We start from the raw sequence: 25,981 nt of genomic DNA on the forward strand, positions 1-25,981 counted from the left end.
CGCAACATTGCCCGCTGCCACCGGTTCGCCCGGGCGAGCTGGCTGGAAGACGGTCCGCGCTTCCCCGCCTTCACGGCAACGCGAGGGGCGCCGTCACCGTAGGCCTTAGCACGACACGGCCGGCCGCGGCCACGGATACCGATCCGCCTCAGCCGCGACTCGGCGCGCGCGACTTCAGTACGATCGTGTCGCCTGCGTGCTCGGCGCGCTCGATCGGGAAATACGCAGTCAAGGCTTCCACGAAAGTCGCGGTATCGCCGGTATTGAAGGCGCCGCTGATCTTCAGCGACGCCAACTGCGCGTCGCCCAGGACCACCTGACTGCGCGAGTAGCGGTTCATCTCGGCGACGGCGTCCGCGAGGCGGTCGTCCTCGAACACGACCTGCCCGTGCCGCCAGCTCACCTCGCGTTTCACGTCGGTGATGCGCACCTGCGGCGGCTCCGCGGCGACGGCGATGAGCTTCTGCCCCGGATGCAGCTCCATGGGCGGCGCCGCGCCGGCCGCCGTGCCGACGCCGCGGGTCACCGCGACCCGCCCCTCGAGCAGCGTGACCTCGAACAGCTGCCCGGAAACGTGCACCTCGAACTCGGTCCCCAACGCGGTCACCTGGCGGCCGTCGGCGGTGACGATGAACGGCCGCGCGCGGTCCGGCGCCACCTTGAACAGCGCTTGTCCGCGCTCCAGGGTGATCGCGCGCACGCTCGGCGCATAGTGCACGGAGACGCGGCTGTCGGTATTGAGCGTGATGACGGAACCGTCCTCGAGCGTCACCATCGAACGCTGGCCGACGCCGGTCTCGTGGACGTCGCCGGCGACCGCGTCCTGGACTTCCTGATAGATCCGCTGCGATGCGCCCGGCCAGACGACCAGCGAACCGAGCAAGACGGCTACGAACAGCGAAGCAGCAATGGACAGGCCATAGGCCCAAACCGTGCGGCGCGGACGCGCACGCGACGCGCGCGCCATGGTTGCACGACGCAGCGCCATGATCTCGGGCGCGTCGGCGACCGCGCCCGCCAGCGCACGCGCGTGCCGCGCGCGCCGGAACGCGGCGGCATGCGCCGGCGAGCGCAGCCGCCAGGATTCGAACGCTTCGCGCACCGAAGGGTCGTCGCCGGCCTCGCGCAGGACTTCGCTCCAGCGCGCCGCCTCTTCGTCGATGTCGTCCGCCATGGGCGGGACCTTCCACTTCATCGTGTACGTCCCCTCGACGAGCGCCGGCCGACCTCGCGAGAAGGCCCAGCCGGGCCACACCTGCACCACTCCGCTCCGCGACTCATTCCGGGCTTCCCTCGCTTTCCAGCGCACGGCCCAGTTTCGCCAGCGCCTTGGCCATGTGCTTCTCGACGGCGCGCACCGAGATGCCCAGCAGGCCGGCGATCTCCTGGTACCTTCGGTTCTCCATCGCACGCAACACGAACACGTCGCGCGTGCGCTGCGGCATCGCGTGCAACTCGGCGACGACCAGTTCCACCGCCTCCTCTCCCAGTAAGACGCGCTCGGGCGAGATTTCCGTAGCGAGCTGGTGGATTTCCTCGTCGTAGGACTCGTGCGCGTCCATGTCGCGGGCCTGCCGGCGGCGATGCCAGTCCCGCAGCGCGTTGGCGGCGATCTGGAACACGTACGGCTTGACGTGCTCGATCGGCCCGCCGCCCGCGCGCCGCACCAGACGCAGGAAGACTTCCTGGGTCAGGTCCTCGACCTCGGCAGGATCGCGCACGCGCTTGGCGAAGAAGCCGCGCAGGGGCGCGCGATACAGCAGCGAGACGTGCTCCCATTGGCTGGCGCGGTCGTCGCCATAGTCGGCGAGCGCCGCCGGTTCGCGCGGCAATGACACCGGATCGGCCATCGAGCCCCCACCCGTACGCGTCGGTATGTTCCGGGCGACAGCATACTCCGTCGAACCGGCAGTCGCGCGCTCGCGCCCAAGCGCATCGGGTGCGGCCGGGAACGCGGTTCTTCCGCAATGCAGCATGCATCCGGCCGGGCCACTCGGCTCGCAGAAGGCCGCATGCACGACAGGCGCGGAAGAATCCCGCGCCCCCGCTCACCTCACTCGACCGTCACGCTCTTGGCCAGATTGCGCGGCTTGTCGACATCGGTGCCGCGCGCCAGCGCGGTGTGGTACGCCAGCAGCTGCACCGGAATGGTGTGCACGATCGGGCTGAGCACGCCGACGTGGCGCGGGGTGCGGATCACGTGCACGCCTTCCGATTCGCCGAAGTTGCTGTCCTGGTCGGTGAACACGAACAGCTCGCCACCGCGCGCGCGCACTTCCTGCATGTTGGATTTCACCTTCTCCAGCAGGCTGTCCTTCGGCGCGATCACCACCACCGGCATGTCGGCGTCGACCAATGCCAGCGGGCCGTGCTTGAGCTCGCCGGCCGGATAGGCCTCGGCGTGGATGTAGGAGATCTCCTTGAGCTTGAGTGCGCCTTCCAGCGCGATCGGGTAGTGCACGCCGCGGCCGAGGAACAGCGCATGGTGCCGAGGCGCGAAGCGCTCGGCCCAGGCGGTGATCTGCGGCTCCAGGTTGAGCGCGTGCTGCACGCTGCCGGGCAGGTGGCGCAACGCATCGATGTACTCGGCCTCCTGCGCCTCCGGCAGGCGGCCGCGCAGCTTGGCCAGGGTCGCGGTCAGGGTGAACAGCGCCACCAGCTGGGTGGTGAAGGCCTTGGTCGAGGCGACCCCGATCTCGGCGCCGGCACGGGTGTAGTAGGCCAGCCGGCTGGCGCGCGGGATCGCGCTTTCCGGCACGTTGCAGATCGACAGCGTGCGCATCTGCCCGAGCGACTTGGCGTACTTCAGCGCCTCCATGGTGTCGAGCGTTTCGCCCGACTGCGAAATGGTGACGATCAGCTGCTTCGGATTGGCGACCGCGGTGCGGTAGCGGTACTCACTGGCGATCTCGACGCTGCACGGCAGGCCGGCGATCGACTCGATCCAGTAACGGGCCACCGATCCGGCGTAGTAGCTGGTGCCGCAGGCCAGGATCTGCACGCTCTCGACGTCGGCCAGCACCTCGTCGGCATTCGCGCCGAACAGTTGCGGGCCGAAGGCGCCGGTATCCATCACCGCCTCGATGGTGTCGCCGAGCGCACGCGGCTGCTCGTGGATCTCCTTCTGCATGAAGTGCCGGTACGGGCCGAGTTCCAGCGATGCCAGCGACACGTCGGACAGGTGCTCCTCGCGCTCGACGCGCGCGCCGTCATCGCCGAACACGCGTACGCCGTCGCGCGTCACCTCGGCGGTATCGCCCTCCTCCAGGAAGATCACCCGGCGCGTCGCCTGCACGATCGCCGAGACGTCGGAGGCGACGAAGTTCTCGCGCTCGCCCAGGCCGATCAGCAGCGGGCAGCCCATGCGCGCGCAGACGATGCGCTCGGGCTCCTTGCGGCTGACCACGGCCAGCGCATAGGCGCCGTCCAGTTCCTTGACCGCGCGCTGCACCGCCGCCAGCAGGTCCGGTGCGGGCTTCGACCCGTCGCCGGTCTTGAGGTGATGATGGATCAGGTGCGCGATCACCTCGGTGTCGGTCTGCGACTCGAACGCATAGCCGAGCGCGGACAGGCGTTCGCGCTGCTCCTCATGGTTCTCGATGATGCCGTTGTGCACCAGCGCTATGCCGTGGCTGATGTGCGGATGCGCATTGAGTTCAGTGACGCCGCCGTGGGTGGCCCAGCGGGTATGGCCGATGCCGAGGCTGGCGGCGAAGCCCTCGGCATCCGCCGCGGCCTCCATCTCCGTCACGCGTCCGGTGCGGCGCACGCGGCGCACGTCGTCGCCGACGACCACGGCGATGCCGGCCGAATCGTAGCCGCGATATTCCAGGCGCTTGAGGCCTTCGATCAGAACGGGAACCACATCGCGATCCGCGATCGCGCCGACGATGCCGCACATGGATGGGGGTCCTTGTTGTTGTTGTCGCGCCAAGTGTAACGGCCACGCCTAGAAAACCGTCCGCGCGGACACGGCCGGCGTCGATGCGGACACCATCGGACACCGCGATTTTCCATTTATATCAATGACTTGTGTGTTGGCACGGTTTCTGCATGCAAACAGGGTGTCCTCCCAGAGCAACCGAACCTCCATGTCCGCACCCAACCGTATCCGCGATACCTCCGGCCAAGACAGCGTGGTCGCCGCCGAGCCGCCGATGCGGCGCCGGCTGCGGCGCTGGCTGCCGCCGGTCGTGGCCGGCGCCGCGATCCTGGCGGCGCTGGTGTGGGTGGTCGCCGGCTGGAGCGGCGGCGGCCGTTCCTACGACGCCGCGCGCATCCGCATCGCCGAAGTGAAGCGCGGCGACCTGGTGCGTGACATCTCCGCCGACGGCCGCGTGATCGCCGCCAACAGCCCCACCCTGTACGCCATCGCCGGCGGCACGGTGACGCTGAAGGTGGTCGCCGGCGACGCCGTGAAGGAAGGCCAGGTGCTGGCCGAGATCGACAGCCCGGAACTGCGCAGCCAACTGGTGCAGGAGGAGTCGACCCTGGCCAGCCTGCAGGCCGAAGCCGATCGCGCCGCGCTCGACGCCCGCATCGCCCGCGCCGAGGCGCGCAAGCTGCTCGACCAGGCCGAGATCGAACGTGTCGCCGCGCAGCGCGATCTCGAGCGCTACGCGCGCGGATTCGAAGGCGGCGCCGTGGCCCAGGTGGACGTGGCCAAGGCCGAGGACGGCGTGAAAAAGGCCGAGGTCGGCCTGGCCTCGGCACGCGAGGACTACGACCTGAAGGGCCAGGGCGCCGGACTGGACGCACGCAACCGGCAGCTGCTGGCGGCGCGACAGCGCTCGGTGGTCGAGGAACTGCAGCGCCAGGTCGATGCATTGAACCTGCGCGCGCCGTTCGACGGCCAGGTCGGCCAGGTGCAGGCCGCGCAGCGCAGCAACGTCGCCGCCAACGCGCCGATCCTGAGCGTGGTCGACCTGGCGGTGTTCGAGCTCGAGATCAAGGTGCCGGAAAGCTTCGCCCGCGACCTCGGCATCGGCATGCCGGCGCAGATCCGCAGCGGTACCGAGACCTTCCCCGCCGAGGTGTCCGCAGTGTCGCCGGAAGTGGTCAACGGCGAGGTGTCCGCGCGGATCCGCTTCAGCGACAAGCAACCGCCCGGCCTGCGCCAGAACCAGCGCCTGTCGGCACGCATCCTGCTCGACACCCGCGACGACGTGCTGATGGTCGACCGCGGCCCGTTCCTGGAGCAGGAAGGCGGCAGCCAAGCCTACGTCGTCGTCGACGGCCGCGCCGAGCGCCGGCCGATCCGCACCGGCGCAGTCAGCCTCAACGCCGTGGAGATCACCGAAGGGCTGCAGGAGGGCGAGCGCATCATCATCTCCGGCAGCGACCAATTCGACAACGCGGACCGTGTCCGCATCTCGGGAGAATGAGCATGAACGCCAGCAACGCCTTTCCGTTCCACCTGCACTGGAATCCGCAGCAGATCACCGATGCGGTGCCGCTGCGACTGTTTGAAGTCGACCTGTTCGCCGTCGACCGCACGGCGTCCGCCAGCGCGAATGCCGGGACGGCTTCGCGCAGCAAGCGCCGCACCACCGGCTACCTGCCGACGCCCGGCCTGCCCCCGCAGTTCCGCGTACGCGGCTGAGCCCAGCGCCTCCGAACCACCAAACCAGGAACCCGCCATGTTGCACATGCAAGCCGTCTCCAAGGTCTACCGCACCGAACTGGTCGAAACCCACGCCCTGCGCGCGCTCGACCTGCACGTGCGCGAAGGCGAGTTCGTCGCCGTCACCGGCCCTTCCGGCTCCGGCAAGACCACCTTCCTCAACATCGCCGGCCTGCTGGAGACCTTCACCGGCGGCGACTACCGCCTCGACGACGTTGACGTCAGGGGCCTGAACGACGACGCCCGCAGCCGCCTGCGCAACCAGAAGATCGGCTTCATCTTCCAGAGCTTCAACCTGATTCCCGATCTCAACCTGTTCGACAACGTCGACGTGCCGCTGCGCTACCGCGGCATGAGCGCCTCCGAGCGCAAGCTGCGGATCGAGGACGCGCTGGGGCTGGTGGGCCTGGGATCGCGCATGAAGCACTACCCGGCCGAGCTGTCCGGCGGGCAACAGCAGCGCGCGGCGATCGCGCGCGCGCTGGCGGGTAGCCCGCGCCTGCTGCTGGCGGACGAGCCGACCGGCAACCTCGACTCGCAGATGGCGCGCAGCGTGATGGAGCTGCTGGAGGACATCAACGCGCAGGGCACGACCGTCATCATGGTGACCCATGATCCGGAACTGGCCGCACGCGCGCAGCGCAACGTCCATATCGTCGACGGCGTCGCCACCGACGTGGTGCGCGAGCCGGCGCTGGTCGGCCATGGCGCCGACGCCACCGCATCCGCTTCCGCCTGAGGCCGCCGCCATGCTCGCCTACTACTTCAACCTGGCCCTGCGCAGCTTCCGCCGCAACCGGGTGCTGACCGCGCTGATGGTGCTGGCGATCGCCTTGGGCATCGGCGCCAGCATGACCACCCTGACGGTGTTCTACGTGCTGTCCGGCGATCCGATCCCGCAGAAAAGCGACCAACTGTTCTATCCGCAGATGGACCCGCGGTCGATGAACAACTTCACCCCGGGCGGGGATCCGGCGGCGCAGGTCACCCGATTCGACGCTGAAACCATGCTGCGCCAGAAGCGTGGCGACCGCCAGACCATGACCACCGGCGGCGCGGCCAGCATCGAGCCGGACGTGCAGGGGCTGAACCCGTTCCTGGTCGACGCCCGCTATGCGACCAGCGACTTCTTCCCGATGTTCGAACTGCCTTTCCTACATGGCAGCGGCTGGCCGCCGAGCGCGGACGAGAACCATGACCGGGTCGCGGTGATCGCCAAGTCCCTCAACGACAAGGTCTTCGGTGGCGAGAACAGTGTCGGCAGGACGCTACGCATCGACAAGGAGGCCTTCCGTATCGTCGGCGTCATCGACGACTGGCGGCCGACGCCGAAGTTCTACGACATGAACAGCGACCGCTACGGCGAACCCGAGCAGGTCTTCGTCCCATTCTCGACCTCGCGCGACCTGAAGATGGGGCGCAACGGCAGCATGGACTGCTGGGACAACGCTGGTGACGACCCGGAGGGCAACACCGGTGTCAACGCGTCCTGCGTGTGGATCCAGTATTGGGTCGAACTCGGTACGCCGGAGAAGGTGGCCGAATACCGCGAGTACCTCGCCAACTATTCGGCCCAGCAGCGCGCAGCCGGACGCTTCGAGCGCCCGGACAACGTGCGCCTGAGCAGCGTCATGGAGTGGCTCGAGTTCAACCGCGTGGTGCCGGGCGACGTCCGGCTGCAGGTGTGGCTCGCGCTCGGCTTCCTGCTGGTGTGCCTGGTCAACACCGTCGGGCTGCTGCTGGCGAAGTTCCTGCGCCGCAGCAGCGAGATCGGCGTGCGCCGCGCGCTCGGCGCCTCGCGCCGGGCGATCTTCGCCCAGTGCCTGGTCGAAGCCGGGACGATCGGCCTGGCCGGCGGCGTGCTCGGCCTGGGGCTGGCGCAGCTGGGGCTGTGGGCCGTACGCCAACAGCCGTCCAGCTACGCCGAACTCGCCCGCCTCGACCCGGCGATGCTGCTGGCCACTTTCTTGCTGGCGCTGGTCGCCAGCCTGCTGGCAGGGCTGCTGCCGGCGTGGCGGGCGATGCAGGTCGCCCCGGCGATCCAGCTCAAGACCCAATAGCCCTCGGCCTGCCCGCCCGGCAGGCGACCCCGACACCGGAGCATTCCATGGACATCCGTCCCATCCTTTCCACCCTGCTGCGTCACAAGACCGCCGCGGCCTTGATCGTGGTCGAGATCGCGCTGAGCTGCGCGATCATCTGCAACGCCCTGTTCCTGATCAACAATCGGGTCGAGCGCATCAACCTGGTCAGCGGCATCGCCGACAACGAGTTGGTGCGGATCCAGATCACCGGAATCGGCGAGGACGAGAACGCTGCGGCACTCACGCGCGCCGACCTCGCCCTGTTGCGCGGCCTTCCCGGGGTCAAGGCGGCGGTCGCCACCAACCAGGTGCCATTCACCAATTCTTCCTGGAACACCTCGGTCGGGCTCAAGCCGGATCAGCAGCGACCCAGCGCCGGCCTGACCGAGTACTTCGGCGACGAGCACTTCCTGCCGACGTTCGGGGCGAGGGTGGTCGAGGGCCGCAACTTCAATGCCGACGAGATCCAGGAATGGGATGTCGTCAATGCTCCCGGCACCGATATTCCGCCAAGCGCGATGATCATCACGCGCAAGGTGGCGGAGAAGCTGTTCCCGGGCGAATCGGCGGTCGGCAAGTCGCTCTATCTCTCCGACAACGCACCCACCCCGATCGTAGGGGTGGTCGATCACCTGATCCGACCGAGCGACCAGGGTGGACCGGCGGAGAAAGAGTTTTCGATGATCCTTCCGCTGCGGTTGCCTTATACGGTCGGCAGCAACATCATGCTGCGCACCGATCCGGAGCGCCGCCTCGAGGTGCTCGAGGCGGCCAAGAAGACGCTGCAGGCCAACGGTCCCAACCGGATCATCCTGGAGGAGAACACCAAGACCCTGGAGGACCTGCGCCACGAGTACTATCAGGAGGACCGGGCGATGGTCTGGCTGCTGGTCGCCGTGTGCATCGCGCTGCTGGTGGTCACCGCGCTGGGCATCATCGGCCTGGCCAGCTTCTGGGTGCAGCAGCGGACCAAGCAGATCGGCGTGCGCCGTGCGCTCGGCGCGACCCGCGGGCAGATCCTGCGCTATTTCCAGGTCGAGAACTTCCTCCTGGCGACCCTCGGCATCGTCATCGGCATGCTGATGGCGTACGCAATCAACCAATTGTTGATGGGCAGGTACGAGCTGCCCCGACTGCCACTCACGTACCTGCCGGTCGGAGCGGTCGCGCTGTGGCTGCTCGGCCAGTTCGCCGTGTTCTGGCCGGCGCGGCGGGCCGCCTTGGTGCCGCCCGCGGTGGCGACCCGCAGCGTCTGACCGCCGCGCCCACGCTATCCTGAGCCGGTCGGGCGGTGCGCCGCCCGTCCCGCTCGCTCCTTGGCCATCTGACCCCGCCCATGCCCCATATTCTGGTCGTCGACGACAATCCCGCCGTAACCATCGCGCTCGAGATGCTGTTCTCGCTGCACGAGATCGAGACCACGGCGGCGGACTCGCCGGAGGCGGCGCTGGAGGCCCTGGCGCGCACGCCGGTGGACCTGGTGATCCAGGACATGAATTTCCGTGCCGACACCACCTCCGGCGACGAGGGAGTCGCACTGTTCCGCGCCATCCACGAGCGCCACCCGGAGCTGCCGGTAATCCTGCTGACCGCCTGGACCCACCTGGAGTCGGCGGTTGACCTGATCAAGGCCGGCGCCGCCGACTACGTGGCCAAGCCCTGGGACGACCACAAGCTGCTGACCACGGTGCACAACCTGCTGGAACTGGCCGAGACCCGGCGCGAGCTGGCCCGGCACCGCGACGGCGCGCGCCGCCATCGCGAGGCGCTGGAGCGTGACTACGACCTGCGCGGCATCGTCTATGCCGACAGTGCCAGCGAACGCGCACTGTCGCTGGCCTGCCAGGTCGCGCGCTCCGACCTGCCGGTGCTGATCACCGGTCCCAACGGCGCCGGCAAGGAGAAGTACGCCGAGATCGTCCACGCCAACTCGGCGGTGCGCGACGGGCCGTTCGTCGCGCTCAACTGCGGCGCGTTGCCCGGCGAGCTGATCGAGGCGGAGCTGTTCGGCGCCGACGCCGGCGCCTACACCGGCGCCAACCGGGCGCGCGAGGGCAAGTTCGAAGCCGCCGACGGCGGCACCCTGTTCCTCGACGAGATCGGCAACCTGCCGCCGGCCGGGCAGATGAAGCTGCTGCGGGTGCTGGAGACCGGCCGCTTCGAGCGCCTCGGCTCCAACCGCGAGCGCCAGGTCAAGGTGCGCGTGGTCAGCGCCACCAATGCCGACCTGCCGGCGCTGATCGCCACCGGCGCCTTCCGCGAGGACCTGTACTACCGGCTCAACGCCATCGAGCTCAGGCTGCCGCCGCTGGCCGAACGGCAGGACGACATCCTGCCGCTGGCGCGGCACTTCCTGCCGGCCGGCAAGACGCTGAGCCGTGACGCCGAGCGCGCCCTGTTGCGGCATCCGTGGCCCGGCAACGTGCGCGAGTTGCGCAACGCGGTGCAGCGCGCCGCGCTGCTCTCGCCCGCCAGCACGATCGAGGCCGAGGCGTTCGGCTTCGCGCCTATGCGAGCGGGCGCCGCGTCCGCCGCCGCGGCAGTAGCGGAGGAGCCCGACCGCGGCAGCATCGAGGCGGCGCTGCGCCGCCATGACGGCGTGCTGGCGCAGGCCGCCGCCGATCTCGGCCTGTCGCGCCAGGCGCTGTACCGGCGCATGGACAAGCTCGGCATCCGCCGCGACTAGGCACGGCGACGATGACGCACTGGTGGCACCGCTTGCCGATGACCCTGGTCCTGGGATCACTGACGGCGCTGTACATGCTCGCCGCCGCGGTGCTCGCGTTGCTGCTGCAACGCTGGCTGCCGGCCTGGGCGGCGGTGGCGATCGGCGTCGGCGCGCCGGTACCGCTGCTGCTGTTGCAGATCCGGCTGATACTGGCGCCGGCGCGTTCGCTGTTCCGGGCGTTGTCCGGGAGCGTGGCCAGCTATCGCGACGGCGACTTCAGCTTCGGGGTGAGCTGGGAAGGCGGCGGTGAACTCGGCGAACTGGTCACCGCCCACAACCGCCTCGGCGACGTGCTGCGCGAGCAGCGCACCGAGATCGTGCAGCGCGAACTGCTGCTCGACACCATGGTGCAGAACACGCCGGTGGCGATGGTGCTGCTCGACTCCGGCCGCCGCATCGTCCACGGCAACATCGCCGCGCGCAAGCTGCTCGGCGACGGCCGCCGGCTGGAGGGCCAGTCCTTCGATGCGCTGCTCGCATCGGCGCCGGAAGCGTTGCGCGACGCCTTCGCGCGCGGCGGCGACGGCATGTTCACGGTCGGCGACGAGAACAGCGAGGACATCTACCACCTCTCGCGGCGCGTGTTCCGGCTCAACGGCCGCGCCCACGAACTGGTGCTGCTGCGCCAGCTCACCGCGGAACTGCGCCGGCAGGAGGTGCAGACCTGGAAGAAGGTGATCCGCGTGATCAGCCACGAGCTCAACAACTCATTGGCCCCGATCGCCTCGCTGGCGCATTCGGGCGCGGAGCTGCTGCGCCGCGGCCAGCACGACAAGCTGCCGGGCGCACTGCGCACGATCGAGGAACGCGCGCGGCACCTGGAGGGCTTCCTCCGCGACTATGCGCGCTTCGCCAAGCTGCCTTCGCCGCGGCTGGAGAACGTGCAGTGGACCGACTTCGTCGAAAAGCTGCGCCACCAGGTGGTGTTCGCCTTCGACGGCAACGGTGCCGAGGGCCATGCGCGTTTCGATGTCGCCCAGCTCGAACAGTGCCTGATCAACCTGCTGCGCAACGCCCATGAATCGGGCTCGCCAGCCGAGGCGGTGCGCCTGTCGCTGCGGCGTCTGCCGGACGCCTGGCGGATCGACATCCTCGACCGCGGCAGCGGCATGAACGAGGCGGTGCTGGCCAACGCGCTGCTGCCGTTCTATTCCACCAAGCGCCACGGCACCGGCCTGGGGCTGGCGCTGGCGCGCGAGATCAGCGAGGCCCATGGCGGCCGCATTTCCCTGCTCAACCGCGACGGCGGCGGGCTGTGCGTGAGCATCACCCTGCCGGCTTAAAGGCAGAAACGAGTGAAGAGGAGTGAGAAACGAGTAAGAGCAGCGTAGTTGCTTTCTCTTGTTTCTCACTCCTCTTCCCTCACTCCTGCTTCTTCGGTCGCTTCCAGTGCTCGATGATCGCCTGCCGCGCGCGCGCGATCGCCAACTTGCCTTCCGGCACGTCGTTGGTGATGACCGACCCGGCGGCGGTGGTGGCATCGGCGCCGATCGTCACCGGCGCCACCAGCGAGGCATTGGAGCCGATGAAGGCGCGGTCGCCGATGCTGGTGCGGAACTTGTTGGCGCCGTCGTAGTTGCAGGTGATGGTGCCGGCGCCGATGTTGGCGCCGGCACCGACGGTGGTGTCGCCGAGATAGGTGAGGTGGTTGGCCTTGCTGCCGACGCCGACGGTCGTGTTCTTGGTCTCGACGAAGTTGCCGATGTGGGCGCCGTCGGCGAGCACGGTCCCCGGACGCAGGCGCGCGAACGGACCGATCGTGACCACACCTTCGGTCACGGCGCCGTCCAGGTCGCAATGGGCGCGCACTTCGGTTCCGGCGGCCAAACGCACGTCCTTCAGCCGGCAGAACGGACCGACACGCACGCCGTCGCCGAGGTGTACCTCGCCCTCGAGCACGACGTCGACATCGATCTCCACATCGCGGCCCACCGTCACCGTGCCGCGGATGTCGACCCGTGCCGGATCGGCGAAGCGCGCACCCTCGACGCACAACGCACGCACGGCACGCAGCTGCCAGGCGCGCTCGAGCTGCGCCAGCTGCCACGGATCGTTCGCGCCCTCGGCCTCCAGCGGATCGTCGACCATCACGATCTCGGCGGCGCTGAACTCGTCGGCGGCCATGGCGAAGATATCGGTCAGGTAGTACTCGCCCTGCGCATTGTCGCTCGACAGCCGCTCCAACCAGCCCTTCAGCGCGGTCGCCTCGACCGCGAGGATGCCGGTGTTGACGACGCCGATGCGGCGCTGCTCGTCATTGGCGTCCTTCTGCTCGACGATGGCGGCGACATGGCCTTCGGAGTCGCGCACGACGCGGCCGTAGCCGGTCGGATCATCGAGTTCGGCCGCCAGCACCGCCAGCCGGCTGTCGACCTCGCGCAGCCGCTGCAGCGAATCGGCGGTGAGCAGCGGTACGTCGCCGTACAGCACCAGCACCTGGGTGCCGTCGGGCACGTCGGGCATCGCCTGGCGCACCGCATGGCCGGTGCCGAGCCGGCGCGCCTGCTCGGCCCAGTGCAGGTCGGTCTGGTCGGCGAACGCGTCGCGTACCTGCTCGCCGCCGTGGCCATGGACGATGTGGATGCCGGCCGGCCGCAGCGCGCGCGCGGCGTCGATGACGTGCGCCAGCATCGGTCGCCCGGCGATCTTCTGCAGCACCTTGGGCAGGTCGGACTTCATCCGCTTGCCTTCGCCGGCGGCGAGGATGACGACGTGCAGGGGGGGGCTCATGGCGGCTCCGGAACGAAAGATTGCGGAATTCTAACGGGCGTCGCTGCTTAGGGCCTGTTAGCAGTCACGGAGCAGATCGCGTTGCGCCGCAGTGGCCGCCAGGCGGTGTTGCGTGGCGCCGCGCCTTGCTGCGGCGGCCACTGCGGCGCAACCCGAAGGGCCGGGCCTGAGGCTGCGTGGGGCGGCGTCATCGCTCGGGCGTGTATTGACATACACTTCCTCGCTCTTCTCTTGCCCCGCACACCCTCAGGCCCGGCGCGACCTGTTCCGTGACTGCTAACAGGCCCTGATGCGGCAGCCTACAATCATCGCACCATGACCATCTACGCCCGATACTGCCGGTCATCCGCGGCTGCCGCCGCGGCACGCGTTCCGGATCCGTGCCGTTGAGCCTGACCCGACAATCCAGCAGCTATCTGGTGATCGGCGGCCTGCAATGGCTGCTGGACTGGGCGGTGATGGTCGCGCTCAGTCATGCCGGTCTGCCGGTGCGCCAGGCCAATGTCGTCGGCCGCATCTGCGGGGCGCTGCTCGGCTACTGGATGAACGGGCGCTTCACCTTCGCCGGCGAGGACACCACGCTCGGCCGCACCCAGCTGCAGCGCTTCGTGCTGATGTGGATGGGCACCACCCTGGTCAGCACCTGGGCGATCGGACAGGTCGACGATTACCTCGGCCTGAAATGGGCGTGGCTGGCGAAGCCGCTCGTGGAAGCGGCGCTGGCCGTGGTCGGTTTCGTGTTGTCGCGGCACTGGGTCTACAAGCGCTGAATCGGCCCGCAGTGGCGGCAGGCGTGGGTCACGATGGTTCAGGGCCGCGGCGCGGCGCGCAACCGCGGCAGTACCCGTTCCAGCGGCAGCGCAGGGATGGTGCCGCGGTGACCGGTCACGGTGTGTGCCCGAAACAGCGAATTGACGATCGCCTCCTCGGTGGCTTCGGCCACGGCCAGGAACAGACCATCCATCGCATCGTTCGTCAGCAGCTGCAGCCGGTGCGTGCGCGCGCCCGCCTGCATGCGGCTTTCCGGTGCGGTGGAGAATGCGATGACATAGTCGCCTGAACCGTTCGACATCGAGGCGCCGGTGCGGCCGAGGCCGATGATCGCGCGTGCGGCGAGGCGCCGCAGCAGGCGCGCATCGAGCGGCGCGTCGGTGGCGACCACGATCATGATGCTGCCGTCGCCGGCCGCGGGCGGACGGTCGGCCGCGGCGGGCGCGGCGGGCGCTTCGAAGCCCGCGGGATCCGGCAGCGCACGGCCGACCGGCACGCCGGTGATGACGAGGTCGCCGCCGTAGTTGCTCTGCACCAGCACGCCGACGGTATGGCCGCCCGCGTCGCCGGGCAGCCGCCGCGAACTGGTGCCGATGCCGCCCTTCCAGCCGAACGCCACGGTTCCGGTGCCAGCGCCAACCGCGCCTTCCTCGACGTTGTCGGTGGACGCCGTCTCGAGCGCCTGACGCACGTGCTCCGGCCGGATCGGCCGCGCGCGGATGTCGCTGAGGAAGCCGTCGTTGGTTTCGCCGACCACCGGATTGAGCGAGCGCACCTGCGCCATGCCCGGCTTGTCCAGCATCCATTCGACCAGGGCGTCCGCCGCCTTCCACACGCCGAGCGTGCCGGTAAGCAGGATCGGGGTTTCCAGCTCGCCCAGTTCCCGCACCTGGGTCACGCCGAGCAGCTTGCCGTAGCCGTTGGCGACGTGGATCGCGGCCGGAACGCGCTCGCGGTACAGATCGCCCGGATGAGGGATCACCGCAGTCACCCCGGTGCGGATGGCATCGCCCTCGACGATCGTGGCGTGTCCGACGGCGACGCCGGGCACGTCGACGATGGCGTTGCGCGGCCCGGTGGGCAGGGTGCCGATCACGATGCCCGCGTCGCGGATCCGCGGGCGCGTTGCGTCAGCCGGGCCGGGTTGTCCGCCTGTCGCCTGTGGACCGGCTTCCCGGGCGAAGCCGGGAGCCGCTCCCGCCATCAAGGCGATGATGAGCAGACTCGCTGCCATTGCGCGCCAATGCCGCATCCGTGGTTCCCCGCCGCGTTCTGCCGTCATCCATTCGACCGTAAGCCGGCGCGGGCGTCCGTGCAAGCGGGATCAAGTCTGCCGTCTCGGAAGACGTGGAAACCGGCGACCCGATCTCGTGGCCGCGGGCGATCCATCCGCGTCTACCCGCATGTTCCGCGGGCGCAGGCATCGGCGGCGCCGGCAGGCGCGTCGTCGGGCGTGCCGATCACGCCGACGTGCCGCAGCGATACGGCCGCCAGCACCGCCAGCAAGAGCGCCGCGACGGCGCCGACCATGGCGGTGACGTTGAAGCCCAGGGTGAACGCAGCCCGTGCCTGCTCCAGCAGGCCATCCGGCAGGCGGTCGGCCAGCTCCGTGGCCGCCCACAAACCGTCTGCGACCGCCGACGAAAGCTCCTGCGGCAGGTCGGAAGGCATCCGCTGGCGGATTTCGCCGCGATAGACCGCAGTCGCCAGGCTGCCGAGCACCGCCACGCCGACCGCGACGCCCAGTTCCTGCACCGTCTCCGACATCGCCGATGCCGCGCCCGCGCGGGACGCCGGTGCCGCGCCGACGACCAGATCCGTCCCCAACGCCGCGATCGTCCCCAGTCCCAGGTAGGCAAGCGAGAAACCGGCCGCCGCCACCACGACTCCAGAAGGCGAATTGTCCAGCCGCGCGAGCAGCAGATAGCCCACGGCCGACAGGACCATGGCGCCGGCGACCACGAATCCCGGGCGGACCCGGCGCGCCAGCAGCGGTGCCGCGATGCCTGCCGCGAGCATCGCCAACGCCGGCGGCCCCATCCAGACACCGGCCGCCAGCGGGGCAAGGCCCACGACCAGTTGCAGGTACTGGGTGACCAGCAGCATGATCCCGGCGACCGCGATCAGCCCGACCAGCAGGATCGCCAATGCGGCGCTGAACGTCCGGCTGGCGAACAGGCCCATGTCGAACAGCGGATGCTCGAGGCGGCCCTGGCGACGCACGAACAGGATCGCGAAAACGGCGCCGACGGCCAACGCCAGCACGGAACCGGCCGCCGGACCGGACCGGGCGACCTCCTTCACGCCGTAGATCGCCGCAAGGATCGAGACCAGCAACAACACCACGCTGGACAGGTCGAGCGGGCCATGGGAGGCAGTGCGGTACTCCGGCAACAGCCGCGGCGCTGCCGCCAGCAACAGCCCGATCACCGGCACCGCCACCAGGAACGCCGAGCCCCACCAGAAGCGTTCCAGCAGCGCGCCGCCGACCAGCGGACCGGCGGCCATCCCCAGCGCGAACATCGTCGCCCACACGCCGATCGCCAGCGCCCGCTGGCGAGCGTCGACGAACATGTTGCTGATCAGTGCCAGCGTGGACGGCATCAGCGTGGCCCCTGCCACGCCCAGCGCCGCCCGCGCAGCGATCAACATTTCCGCGCTGACGGAGAAGGCCGCCAGCACCGATGCGGCCATGAACGCCGCCGCGCCGATCATCAGCAACCGGCGCCGACCGATCCGGTCGCCCAGCGTGCCCATCGGAATCAGGCATCCGGCGATCATGAAACCGTAGATGTCCATGATCCACAGCGCCTGAGTGCTGCTGGGCTGCAGATCCGCCGCAAGCGCCGGTAACGCCAGGTAGAGCAGCGTGACGTCGAGCCCGAGCAGGGCGGTCGGCAGCGCCAGCACTGCCAGGCCGATCCGTTGCCGAGGCCCGGCTCGAGCGATCGCCACCCTCGGGTTCGCGCGCAGCGGGGAATCGCCGCTCCGGTCGCAGTCCATATCGTCTCCTTCCTGTTGCCGTGGAGGCACAGTCTCGGAGCAGATCTATCTTGTTACAATTTAAGAGATTATCCTGTTACCAGAGGTGATAGCGTGGCTGATCGCAGCCTCCGGCGGACGCGCGGGGAGCTCTCGGCATTCCTGCAGCGGCATCGGCGCAAGCTCGCTCCGGTCGATGTCGGCCTCCCCGTCACCGGCAGGCGCCGCACGCCGGGCCTGCGACGGGAGGAAGTGGCGGCGCTGGCGGGTGTCGGTCTCACCTGGTACACGTGGTTCGAGCAGGGACGCGACATCGGCGTCTCGGAGCGCTTCCTGCTCAACGTCGCGCGTGCGCTCCGGCTGGACGATGCCGAGTGCTGCCACCTGTTCCTGCTTGCGCACCGGCGGCCTCCGCCTCCGGAGGCGCACCACTGGCCGACGGTCACTCCGCTGGTCCAGCAGTTGATGGACGATCTGGTCGCCAGGCCGGCCTACGTCATCAACCTGCGCTGGGATGTCGTGGCCTGGAACGCCGCTGCCGATCGGCTGTTCGGCTTCGCGGGCCGCGACCCGGCGGAGCGCAACTTCATGCGCCTGCTGTTCGCGGATCCGGCACTCCGAAGGCGACTGCCCGCCTGGCATGAGGATGCACCGCGGCTGCTGTCGCATTTCCGCTGCGACCTCGCGGTCGCTCCGCAGGATCCGGCCATGTGGACGCTCATCGACGCACTGAAGCGCCTGTCGGCCGACTTCCGGCGCTGGTGGGACGAGGCCCCGCAGATCGAGGGCTACCGCCGCGGGATCGGCACCATCGTCGACCCCGATGCGCTCCACCTGCACTTCAGGCACGAACTGCTCGTCGTGGACGAACACCGGCATCTACGGATGATCGTCTACTTCGTGGAACCGGAACCCGCCTGACGCCACATCGCCTGGGCACGATGCAAACACCTGACAGCAAAACGCTGGCACGAGCGCCGGCGTTCTCCCTGCAGAGGTCCTCGCGCGGGCGCCCGCAGGCGCCGGCTCAGTGCTTCAGGTTCTTGCGCAGGCGCTCGAGCGCCTGCAGCTGCGCGGTGACCTCGGCCAGCTTCTGCTGCGCCTCGGCGACGTCCATCGCCTCGCCGCGGCCGGCGAGCACGCGCTCGGCCTCGTCCTTGGCGGCCTTCACGGCGGCCTCGTCGATGTCGTCGGCACGAATGGCGGTGTCGGCCAGGATCGTCACCACCTGCGGCTGCACCTCGAGGATGCCGCCGCCGATGGCGAAGTCGAGCTGGCTGCCATCGGCCTGGGTGACCACGACCTTGCCGGCCTTGAGCCGGGTGATCAGCGGCGCGTGACGCGGCGCGATGCCGAGTTCGCCCAGCTCGCCGGTGGCGACCACGAGCGTGGCCTCGCCGTGGAAGATCTCGGCCTCGGCACTGACGATGTCGCAACGGATGGTGGTCATGTCTCTCTCGCTTCGCTCGTTCGACGGGATTGGTGATTGGTGATTGGTGATTCGCCAAAAGCAGCGACGTCACGCAGCCGAATCTTTCTCACCATTCGCTCTTGCGAATCACCAATCACGAATGACGAATCACGAAGATCGCCGTCAAGCGGCGATCTTCTTGCCCTTCTCCACCGCCTCTTCGATGCTGCCGACCATGTAGAAGGCCTGCTCCGGCAGGTGGTCGTACTCGCCGTCGACGATGCCCTTGAAGCCGCGGATGGTGTCCTTGAGCGCCACGTACTTACCCGGCGAGCCGGTGAACACCTCCGCCACGTGGAAGGGCTGCGAGAAGAAGCGCTCGATCTTGCGCGCGCGCGACACCGACTGCTTGTCCTCCTCGCTCAGCTCGTCCATGCCGAGGATGGCGATGATGTCCTTGAGCTCCTTGTACTTCTGCAGCGTGGCCTGCACGCGGCGCGCGGTGTCGTAGTGCTCGTTGCCGATCACGTTCGGATCGAGCTGGCGGCTGGTCGAATCCAGCGGGTCGACCGCGGGATAGATGCCGAGCGACGCGATCTGGCGCGAAAGCGTGACGGTCGCGTCCAGATGCGCGAAGGTCGTCGCCGGCGACGGGTCGGTCAGGTCGTCCGCGGGCACGTACACGGCCTGGATCGAGGTGATCGAACCGGTCTTGGTCGAGGTGATGCGCTCCTGCAGCACGCCCATTTCCTCGGCCAACGTGGGCTGGTAGCCCACCGCCGACGGCATGCGGCCGAGCAGCGCCGAAACCTCGGTGCCGGCCAGGGTGTAGCGATAGATGTTGTCGACGAAGAACAGCACGTCGCGGCCCTTGCCGGTCTCGTCCTTCTCGTCGCGGAAGTACTCGGCCATGGTCAGGCCGGTCAACGCCACGCGCAGGCGGTTGCCCGGCGGCTCGTTCATCTGGCCATAGACCATCGCCACCTTCGAGTCCTTCAGCGACTCGAGCTTGATGACGCCGGCCTCGGCCATCTCGTGATAGAAGTCGTTGCCTTCGCGGGTGCGCTCACCGACGCCGGCGAACACCGACAGGCCGGCGTGCTCGGTGGCGATGTTGTTGATCAGTTCGAGCATGTTCACGGTCTTGCCGACGCCGGCGCCGCCGAACAGGCCGACCTTGCCGCCCTTGGCGAACGGGCACATCAGGTCGATGACCTTGATGCCGGTTTCCAGCAACTCGCCGGTCGCGGCCTGGTCCTCGTAGCTGGGCGCCGCGCGATGGATCTCCCAGTGCTCGGTCGCCTCGACCGGACCGGCCTCGTCGATCGGCTCGCCGAGTACGTTCATGATCCGGCCCAGCGTACCGACGCCGACCGGCACCGAGACGGCCTTGCCGGTGTTCTCGGCGATCAGGTTGCGCTTGAGGCCGTCGGTGGAACCGAGCGCGATGGTACGCACCACGCCGTCGCCGAGCTGCTGCTGCACTTCCAGCGTGATCGCGGTGTCCTTGACCTTCAGCGCGTCGTACACGCGCGGCACGCTCTCGCGCGGGAATTCGACGTCGACGACGGCGCCGATGATCTGGACGATCTTGCCCTGGTTGCTCATTTTGTGTCGCTCCGATTACCTATTCTGGTTGCCGGCTCGCGCCGGCGCATTCGTTGTTTCGTGATTGGTGATTCGTCATTCGTGATTCGCAAAGCGCGGTTCGCTGCTCTTTCGAATCACCAATCACCAATCACTAATCACGGCGGCCGTCGTCAGACGGCCGCTGCGCCGCCGACGATCTCCGAGATCTCCTGCGTGATCGCCGCCTGCCGGGCCTTGTTGTAGGACAGGTTGAGGGTGTCGATCAGCTTGGTGGCGTTGTCGCTGGCCGCCTTCATCGCCACCATGCGTGCAGCGTGCTCGGAGGCGACGTTCTCCATCACCGCCTGGTACACCAGCGACTCGATGTAGCGGGTCAGCACGTGTTCGAGCACGGCCTCGGCGTCGGGCTCGTAGATGTAGTCCCAGTCGTGGCGGGCGACCGCCTCGTCGGACGCCGGCAGCGGCAGCAGCTGGTCGAACGCCGCGCGCTGGCTCATGGTGTTGACGAAGTCGTTGTAGACCAGGAACACCCGGTCCATGCTGCCCTCGCTGTAGGCGTCGAGCATCACCTTGATCACGCCGACCAGCTGCTCGACCTGCGGCGTGTCGCCCAGATGGGTGACGCTGGCGAGCATGTTCACCTTGATCCGGCGAAAGAAGGTGGTCGCCTTCTGGCCGATGGTGACCACGTCGACCTCGACGCCCTGCTGCTGGTGCCCGCGGATCTCGCCGAGCAGCTTGCGGAACAGGTTGTTGTTGAGGCCGCCGGCCAGGCCGCGGTCGGAGGAGACGATCAGGTAGCCGACACGCTTGACCTGCTCGCGCTCGACCAGGTACGGATGCCGGAACTCGGAGTTCGCCTGCGCCAGGTGCCCGATCAGCTGCTTCATCGCCCGTGCGTACGGGCGCGAGGCCTTCATCCGCTCCTGCGCCTTGCGGATCTTGGACGCCGAGACCATTTCCAGCGCACGCGTCACCTTGCGGGTGTTTTGCACGCTCTTGATCTTGGTCTTGATTTCTCTGCCGCCGGCCATTGCTCACTCCGTTTGCGGTGATTCGTGATTGGTGATTCGCAAAAGCGAACCCCCGCCAGCCACTTGTATCCGCTCTTACGAATCACCAATCACGAATCACCAATCACGCCGGCTCAGAATGAGCCGGTCTGCTTGAACTCTTCGATGCCCTTCTTGAACCCAGCCTCGATCTCGTCGTTCCAGTCGCCGCTGCCGTTGACCTTGTCCATCAGCTCGCCGGCGGTGTTGGCGAAGTGCGCGTGCAGCGCTTCCTCGAACGCGCCGATCTTGTTCACCGGCACGTCGTCCATGTAGCCCTTGTCGACCGCGTAGATCGAGAGCGCCTGGCCGGCGACCGACATCGGTGCGTACTGCTTCTGCTTCATCAGCTCGGTGACGCGCTGGCCGCGCTCGAGCTGCTTGCGGGTGGTCTCGTCCAGGTCGGAGGCAAACTGCGCGAAGGCCGCCAGCTCGCGGTACTGCGCCAGCGCGATGCGGATGCCGCCGGAGAGCTTCTTCATGATCTTGGTCTGCGCCGCGCCGCCGACGCGCGAGACCGAGATGCCGGCGTTCACCGCCGGGCGGATGCCGGCATTGAACAGGTCGGTCTCGAGGAAGATCTGGCCGTCGGTGATCGAGATCACGTTGGTCGGCACGAACGCCGAGACGTCGCCGGCCTGGGTCTCGATGATCGGCAGCGCCGTCAGCGAACCGGTCTTGCCCTTGACGGCGCCGTTGGTGAATTTCTCGACGTAGTCCTCGTTGACGCGCGCGGCGCGCTCGAGCAGGCGGCTGTGCAGGTAGAACACGTCGCCCGGGTAGGCCTCGCGGCCCGGCGGGCGCTTGAGCAGCAGCGAGATCTGGCGGTAGGCGACGGCCTGCTTGGACAGGTCGTCGTAGATGATCAGCGCGTCCTCGCCACGGTCGCGGAAGTACTCGCCCATGGTGCAGCCGGAATACGGCGCGATGTACTGCATCGCGGCCGATTCGGAGGCCGAGGCGGCGACCACGATGGTGTGGGCCATCGCGCCGTTCTCCTCCAGCTTGCGCACCACGTTGGCGATCGAGCTGTTCTTCTGGCCGATCGCCACGTAGATGCACTTGACGCCGGTGTTCTTCTGGTTGATCACCGCGTCGATGGCCACGGCGGTCTTGCCGGTCTGGCGGTCGCCGATGATCAGCTCGCGCTGGCCGCGGCCGATCGGGATCATCGAGTCGATCGCCTTGTAGCCGGTCTGCACCGGCTGCGACACCGACTTGCGCCAGATCACGCCCGGGGCGATGGTTTCCACCGGCGCGGTCTGCGCCGCGGTGATCGGGCCCTTGCCGTCGATCGGCTCGCCCAGCGCGTTGACCACCCGGCCCAGCAGCTCCGGACCGGTCGGCACCTCGAGGATGCGGCCGGTGGTCTTGGCGGTGTCGCCCTCGCGCAGGTGCTCGTAGTCGCCGAGCACCACTGCGCCGACCGAGTCGCGCTCCAGGTTCAGCGCCAGCGCGAAGGTGTCGCTGCCGTCATCGGACGCGGGCAGCTCGATCATCTCGCCCTGCATCACGTCGGCCAGGCCGTGGATGCGCACGATGCCGTCGGACACCGAGGTGACCGTGCCTTCGTTGCGCGCCTCGGCGGCCAGCTTGACCTTGTCGATGCGGGCCTTGATCAGTTCGCTGATTTCAGAGGGATTGAGCTGGGTGGTTGCCATGGTGTGGGTCCTAGATCGTGTGTCGCGATTCAGTCTCGCGGCTTCGATGTGTGTTTCGTGATTCGTGATTGGTGATTCGTGATTGGAAGAAGCCGTCGCCTTTGCGAATCACCAATCACGAATTCCCAATCACGCGTTAGCTTGCTAACGCACTCTGCAGCCGTGCCAGCTTGCCGCGCAGCGAGCCGTCGATGACCACGTCGCCGGCGGCGATCACCGCGCCGCCGATCAGGGCCTGGTCGACCGCCGTCTCCAGCTCGACCTCGCGGCCGAAGCGCTTCTTCAGCGCCGCGCGGATGCCTTCGAGCTCGCCCGCCGGCAGTTCGGACGCCGAGGTCACCCTGGCGCGCACGATGCGTTCGGCGTCGGCGCGCAGCTGCTCGAACTGGCCGGCGATCTCCGGCAACAGCGGCAGGCGCCGGTTCTCGGCCAGCAGCGCCAGGAAATCGGCGAACGCCTGGCCGGCGCCGGCGCCTTCTGGCGACAGCAGCGCCACCGCATCGGCGTCGTCGAGCCGCGGATGGCCGAGCAGCGCCGCGGCCTGCGGATCCGCGGCCACGCGCGCCGAGAACGCCAGCGCATCGGACCACTGCGCGAAGGCGCCTGCTTCGCGCGCGATCGAGAACGCGGCGCGGGCATACGGACGGGCGAGCGTGAGGACCTGGGTCATCGGATCAGATCTCCGCGGCCAGCTCGTCGAGCAGCGCTTTGTGCGCGGCCGGGTCGATCTCGCGGCGCAGCAGCTTCTCGGCGCCGGTCACCGCCAGCAGCGACACCTGACGGCGCAACTCCTCGCGGGCACGGTTGGCCGACGCCTCGATCTCGGACTCGACCAGCGCCTTCTGGCGCGCGCCCTCGGCAATCGCCTCGACCTTGGCCGCATCGACGATCTGGTTGGCGCGCTGGTGGGCCTGCTCGATGATCTCGTTGGCCTTGGCGCGCGCGGCCTTGAGCTCGTCGTTGACCTTTTCCTGCGCCTGCGCCAATGCCTTCTGGCTGTTATCGGCGGCGGCCAGGCCCTCGGCGATCTTCTGCTGGCGTTCCTCGATCGCGCGCATCAGCGGCGGCCAGATGAATTTCCAGCTGAACCAGATCAGGATCGCGAACGCGATGCCCTGGCCCAGAAAGGTTGCGTTGATTTGCATCGTGTTGCTCCGCTATTGGCGAACGGACGTCAGCGACGTCCGACCCTGTGATGCGCGACCCGATGGCCGCGCATCAGACCGGGAACCAAATCAGCCGCCGACGGCGTTGATGGCGGTGCCGATCAGCGGGTTGGCGAACGCGAAGAACAGCGCGATGGCCAGGCCGATGATGAACGCGGCGTCGATCAGGCCGGCGAGCAGGAACATGCGGCCCGACAGCATCGGCACCAACTCCGGCTGGCGCGCGGCGCTCTCGAGGAACTTCGAGCCCATGATGCCGATGCCGATACAGGCGCCCAGGGCGCCGAGGCCGATGATGATGCCGATCGCGAGTGCGGTGTTGCCCTGGATGGCGGCGACGAGAGCGGTGACTTCCATGGTGATTCCTCAGATAACAGAGTGAGCGAAAAGTGGGTTGGGGTTGGCCGGACGCGGGTCAATGCGCCTCGGACGACATCGACAGGTAGACCACGGTCAGGATCATGAAGATGAAGGCCTGCAGCGTGATCACCAGGATATGGAAGATGGACCAGGCCGCGCCGGCCGCGACCGCGCCGACGAAGGCCAGCGCACCGCCGGCCTTGGCGCCCAGGCTCGCCTCCAGCAGCATGTTGCCGCCGGCCATGCCGAGCAGCGCGATCAGCAGGAACACCAACTCGCCGGCGTACATGTTGCCGAACAGTCGCATCGCCAGGCTGACCGGCTTGGACAGGTATTCGATGACGTTGAGGCCGAAGTTGGGCAGCGCGAGCACCGCCTTCATCCCGGCGCCCTGGGCGTGGAACGGTGCGGTGAACAGCTCCTTGCCGAAACCGAATGCGCCCTTGGCCTTGACCGCGAAGCCGAACATCAGCAGCAGCACCATGACCGCCATGGCGGCGGTGATGTTGAGGTCGGTGGTCGGCACGGCGCGGAAGTACTCCTGGCCGGCGGCGGCGGCCACGCCCGGGAAGAGGTCCACCGGGATCATCTTCAGGGCGTTCATCAGGAACACCCAGACGAAGATGGTCAGCGCCACCGGCGCGACGAAGCGGCGGTTGCCGTGGAACACGTCCTTGACCTGGGTGTCGATGAAGGTGACCACGATCTCGATGAAGGCCTGGAACTTCGACGGCACCCCGGCGGTCGCACGACGACCCATCAGCCAGAAGGTGCCCATGGCCAGTATGCCGATGACCAGCGACACCAGCAGGCTGTCCACGTTCAGGGTCCAGAACGCGCCCTCGCCAATCGACACCTGCCAGTGCTGCAAGTGATGGGTGACGTATTCGCTGGGGCTGTCGCCGGCAACGCGGAGGAGATCGGCAGGAGTCATCGAAGCAACCAGGGCAAGCTCAACATGTACGCCAGGAACGCAACCAGGGCGCCCGCCAGCACGAATCCCGCAGGCAATCCGGCGCTTGTCATGGCCAGGACCAGACCAGCACCGATCACCCCCCACTTCAGCACGGTCCCGACCAGCAGCCGGACGAACATGCGTCCGGCCGGAGCCACTGGCGAGCGTCCCGCGGTCCGCCAGCCGAAGGCCGCGAAACCGGTCGCGACCACGGCAGCGCCGGCGAGGAAGCCCACCGCGGACGAACCGCCGGCGAGCACCGCCAGTAACCCCGCGCCGATCAGCCCGATCGCGATCTGGACCAACGGCAGCAGGAAGGCGGCGCGGCGGGTCCGGTCGGGTCGGAAGTTATCGTGCTTGGGGGGCTGCAAAGCCGCAAAAGTATAGCAGTCTGGCGATTTCAGCGGCAAGCACCGCAAGCCCGTCCCGGCGACGCGCCGACCGGCCTCGCGCCGGACGGAACCGGCCAGGAGCGATGCCCGACGCGCAAGACGCCGGCAGCGGAACCTTCCACGCCCGCGCCGGTCAGTCTTCATGGCCCGTCGTCCATCCTCGTCGAATCTCCGCGGCGGGCCGCCAGAGCCCCGGCCTCACGGTCGGGGCTTCTTCTTGTCCGCTCGCCGAAGCGACGCCCGTCACGTTTCCGCAGGCACGCCGCTGAAGTCGTGCGCGGGCACCGCATCGACGCCTGCGCCCCCACAACAAGCCCTGGCGCCCCGTCGCCAGGCGCGGCTGCGCAGGCCGTGTCCACGAGAACGGGCGTTTCCGACGGTGATCGCCATGCGCGGGCATGAGGTTTCACGTCGGCTGCATCGTGATTGCGGCTCAATCGCTCCCGTGGCGCCGCCATGGAGAGTGCCGCTCCCAC

The 25,981-nt window shown here is 68.4% G+C and carries 24 protein-coding genes; 9 read left to right on the forward strand and 15 right to left on the reverse strand.

The window, feature by feature from the left end:
• Positions 1-148: 148 nt before the first annotated feature.
• The 3 genes from FXO19_RS06665 to glmS all read right to left on the reverse strand — a co-directional run bounded on the left by FXO19_RS06665 (position 149) and on the right by glmS (position 3,901).
• Complete coding sequence (locus FXO19_RS06665) at positions 149-1,195, reverse strand: FecR family protein (protein ID WP_149194294.1); 1,047 nt, start codon at positions 1,193-1,195, stop codon at positions 149-151.
• Positions 1,196-1,277: 82 nt separating this feature from the next.
• Positions 1,278-1,850, reverse strand: a complete 573-nt coding sequence (locus FXO19_RS06670) for an RNA polymerase sigma factor (protein WP_187775662.1) — start codon at positions 1,848-1,850, stop codon at positions 1,278-1,280.
• A 203-nt stretch (positions 1,851-2,053) separates the two neighbouring features.
• On the reverse strand, positions 2,054-3,901 hold the full coding sequence (gene glmS, locus FXO19_RS06675; RefSeq protein ID WP_149194296.1) for a glutamine--fructose-6-phosphate transaminase (isomerizing): 1,848 nt from the start codon (positions 3,899-3,901) through the stop codon (positions 2,054-2,056).
• Positions 3,902-4,091: 190 nt separating this feature from the next.
• Here glmS and FXO19_RS06680 point away from each other — a divergent pair, with 190 nt between their 5' ends.
• The 7 genes from FXO19_RS06680 (at position 4,092) to FXO19_RS06710 (ending at position 11,718) form a co-directional block, all read left to right on the forward strand.
• On the forward strand, positions 4,092-5,384 hold the full coding sequence (locus FXO19_RS06680) for an efflux RND transporter periplasmic adaptor subunit (protein ID WP_187775663.1): 1,293 nt from the start codon (positions 4,092-4,094) through the stop codon (positions 5,382-5,384).
• Positions 5,385-5,386: 2 nt separating this feature from the next.
• Entirely contained in the window at positions 5,387-5,602 is a 216-nt protein-coding gene (locus tag FXO19_RS06685) for a hypothetical protein (RefSeq protein WP_149194297.1), read from the forward strand.
• 37 nt (positions 5,603-5,639) lie between these two features.
• Entirely contained in the window at positions 5,640-6,362 is a 723-nt protein-coding gene (locus tag FXO19_RS06690; RefSeq protein WP_149194298.1) for an ABC transporter ATP-binding protein, read from the forward strand.
• A gap of 10 nt (positions 6,363-6,372) precedes the next feature.
• Positions 6,373-7,683 carry an ABC transporter permease gene (locus tag FXO19_RS06695; protein ID WP_149194299.1) on the forward strand — a complete coding sequence of 437 codons (1,311 nt, stop codon included), beginning with the start codon at positions 6,373-6,375 and terminating at the stop codon, positions 7,681-7,683.
• Between the two features lie 47 nt (positions 7,684-7,730).
• Complete coding sequence (locus tag FXO19_RS06700; RefSeq protein ID WP_149194300.1) at positions 7,731-8,963, forward strand: ABC transporter permease; 1,233 nt, start codon at positions 7,731-7,733, stop codon at positions 8,961-8,963.
• An 80-nt stretch (positions 8,964-9,043) separates the two neighbouring features.
• Positions 9,044-10,393, forward strand: coding sequence for a sigma-54-dependent transcriptional regulator (locus FXO19_RS06705; RefSeq protein ID WP_149194301.1), 1,350 nt, complete (start codon positions 9,044-9,046; stop codon positions 10,391-10,393).
• Between the two features lie 11 nt (positions 10,394-10,404).
• Entirely contained in the window at positions 10,405-11,718 is a 1,314-nt protein-coding gene (locus tag FXO19_RS06710) for a sensor histidine kinase (protein WP_149194302.1), read from the forward strand.
• 79 nt (positions 11,719-11,797) lie between these two features.
• Here FXO19_RS06710 and glmU read toward each other — a convergent pair whose 3' ends face one another.
• Positions 11,798-13,165, reverse strand: coding sequence for a bifunctional UDP-N-acetylglucosamine diphosphorylase/glucosamine-1-phosphate N-acetyltransferase GlmU (gene glmU / locus FXO19_RS06715; RefSeq protein ID WP_149194303.1), 1,368 nt, complete (start codon positions 13,163-13,165; stop codon positions 11,798-11,800).
• Positions 13,166-13,551: 386 nt separating this feature from the next.
• Between glmU and FXO19_RS06720 the strand changes: the two genes are divergently transcribed.
• Positions 13,552-13,935, forward strand: coding sequence for a GtrA family protein (locus tag FXO19_RS06720; RefSeq protein WP_149194304.1), 384 nt, complete (start codon positions 13,552-13,554; stop codon positions 13,933-13,935).
• Positions 13,936-13,973: 38 nt separating this feature from the next.
• On the opposite strand, the gene FXO19_RS06725 is transcribed toward FXO19_RS06720, so the two are convergent.
• Complete coding sequence (locus FXO19_RS06725; protein WP_223115443.1) at positions 13,974-15,032, reverse strand: DmpA family aminopeptidase; 1,059 nt, start codon at positions 15,030-15,032, stop codon at positions 13,974-13,976.
• Positions 15,033-15,331: 299 nt separating this feature from the next.
• Complete coding sequence (locus tag FXO19_RS06730) at positions 15,332-16,891, reverse strand: MFS transporter (protein ID WP_223115444.1); 1,560 nt, start codon at positions 16,889-16,891, stop codon at positions 15,332-15,334.
• A 141-nt stretch (positions 16,892-17,032) separates the two neighbouring features.
• Between FXO19_RS06730 and FXO19_RS06735 the strand changes: the two genes are divergently transcribed.
• Positions 17,033-17,839 carry a helix-turn-helix transcriptional regulator gene (locus tag FXO19_RS06735; RefSeq protein WP_149194306.1) on the forward strand — a complete coding sequence of 269 codons (807 nt, stop codon included), beginning with the start codon at positions 17,033-17,035 and terminating at the stop codon, positions 17,837-17,839.
• 106 nt (positions 17,840-17,945) lie between these two features.
• Here the strand turns inward: FXO19_RS06735 and FXO19_RS06740 are convergent, their stop codons facing one another.
• The 9 genes from FXO19_RS06740 to FXO19_RS06780 all read right to left on the reverse strand — a co-directional run bounded on the left by FXO19_RS06740 (position 17,946) and on the right by FXO19_RS06780 (position 25,523).
• Positions 17,946-18,368 (reverse strand): F0F1 ATP synthase subunit epsilon, encoded by a 423-nt coding sequence (locus tag FXO19_RS06740; RefSeq protein ID WP_149194307.1) that lies wholly within the window; start codon positions 18,366-18,368, stop codon positions 17,946-17,948.
• A 144-nt stretch (positions 18,369-18,512) separates the two neighbouring features.
• The gene (atpD, locus tag FXO19_RS06745) at positions 18,513-19,937 is read right to left on the reverse strand and encodes a F0F1 ATP synthase subunit beta (protein WP_149194308.1); all 1,425 of its coding nucleotides are present in this window, start codon (positions 19,935-19,937) and stop codon (positions 18,513-18,515) included.
• A 152-nt stretch (positions 19,938-20,089) separates the two neighbouring features.
• Entirely contained in the window at positions 20,090-20,953 is an 864-nt protein-coding gene (atpG, locus tag FXO19_RS06750; RefSeq protein ID WP_149194309.1) for a F0F1 ATP synthase subunit gamma, read from the reverse strand.
• Positions 20,954-21,066: 113 nt separating this feature from the next.
• Positions 21,067-22,632: a F0F1 ATP synthase subunit alpha gene (atpA, locus tag FXO19_RS06755; protein ID WP_149194310.1), complete on the reverse strand. Its 1,566-nt coding sequence runs from the start codon at positions 22,630-22,632 to the stop codon at positions 21,067-21,069.
• A 136-nt stretch (positions 22,633-22,768) separates the two neighbouring features.
• Positions 22,769-23,302 carry a F0F1 ATP synthase subunit delta gene (locus FXO19_RS06760; protein ID WP_149194311.1) on the reverse strand — a complete coding sequence of 178 codons (534 nt, stop codon included), beginning with the start codon at positions 23,300-23,302 and terminating at the stop codon, positions 22,769-22,771.
• 4 nt (positions 23,303-23,306) lie between these two features.
• On the reverse strand, positions 23,307-23,777 hold the full coding sequence (locus FXO19_RS06765) for a F0F1 ATP synthase subunit B (RefSeq protein WP_149194312.1): 471 nt from the start codon (positions 23,775-23,777) through the stop codon (positions 23,307-23,309).
• A 90-nt stretch (positions 23,778-23,867) separates the two neighbouring features.
• Entirely contained in the window at positions 23,868-24,155 is a 288-nt protein-coding gene (atpE, locus tag FXO19_RS06770) for a F0F1 ATP synthase subunit C (RefSeq protein ID WP_149194313.1), read from the reverse strand.
• A 58-nt stretch (positions 24,156-24,213) separates the two neighbouring features.
• Complete coding sequence (gene atpB / locus FXO19_RS06775; protein ID WP_149194314.1) at positions 24,214-25,092, reverse strand: F0F1 ATP synthase subunit A; 879 nt, start codon at positions 25,090-25,092, stop codon at positions 24,214-24,216.
• Positions 25,089-25,523: an ATP synthase subunit I gene (locus tag FXO19_RS06780; protein WP_187775664.1), complete on the reverse strand. Its 435-nt coding sequence runs from the start codon at positions 25,521-25,523 to the stop codon at positions 25,089-25,091. Before FXO19_RS06780 ends, atpB begins: the two co-directional genes overlap by 4 nt.
• Positions 25,524-25,981: the final 458 nt, after the last annotated feature.

This window comes from Luteimonas suaedae, from assembly GCF_008312895.1.
Lineage (GTDB): Bacteria > Pseudomonadota > Gammaproteobacteria > Xanthomonadales > Xanthomonadaceae > Luteimonas > Luteimonas suaedae.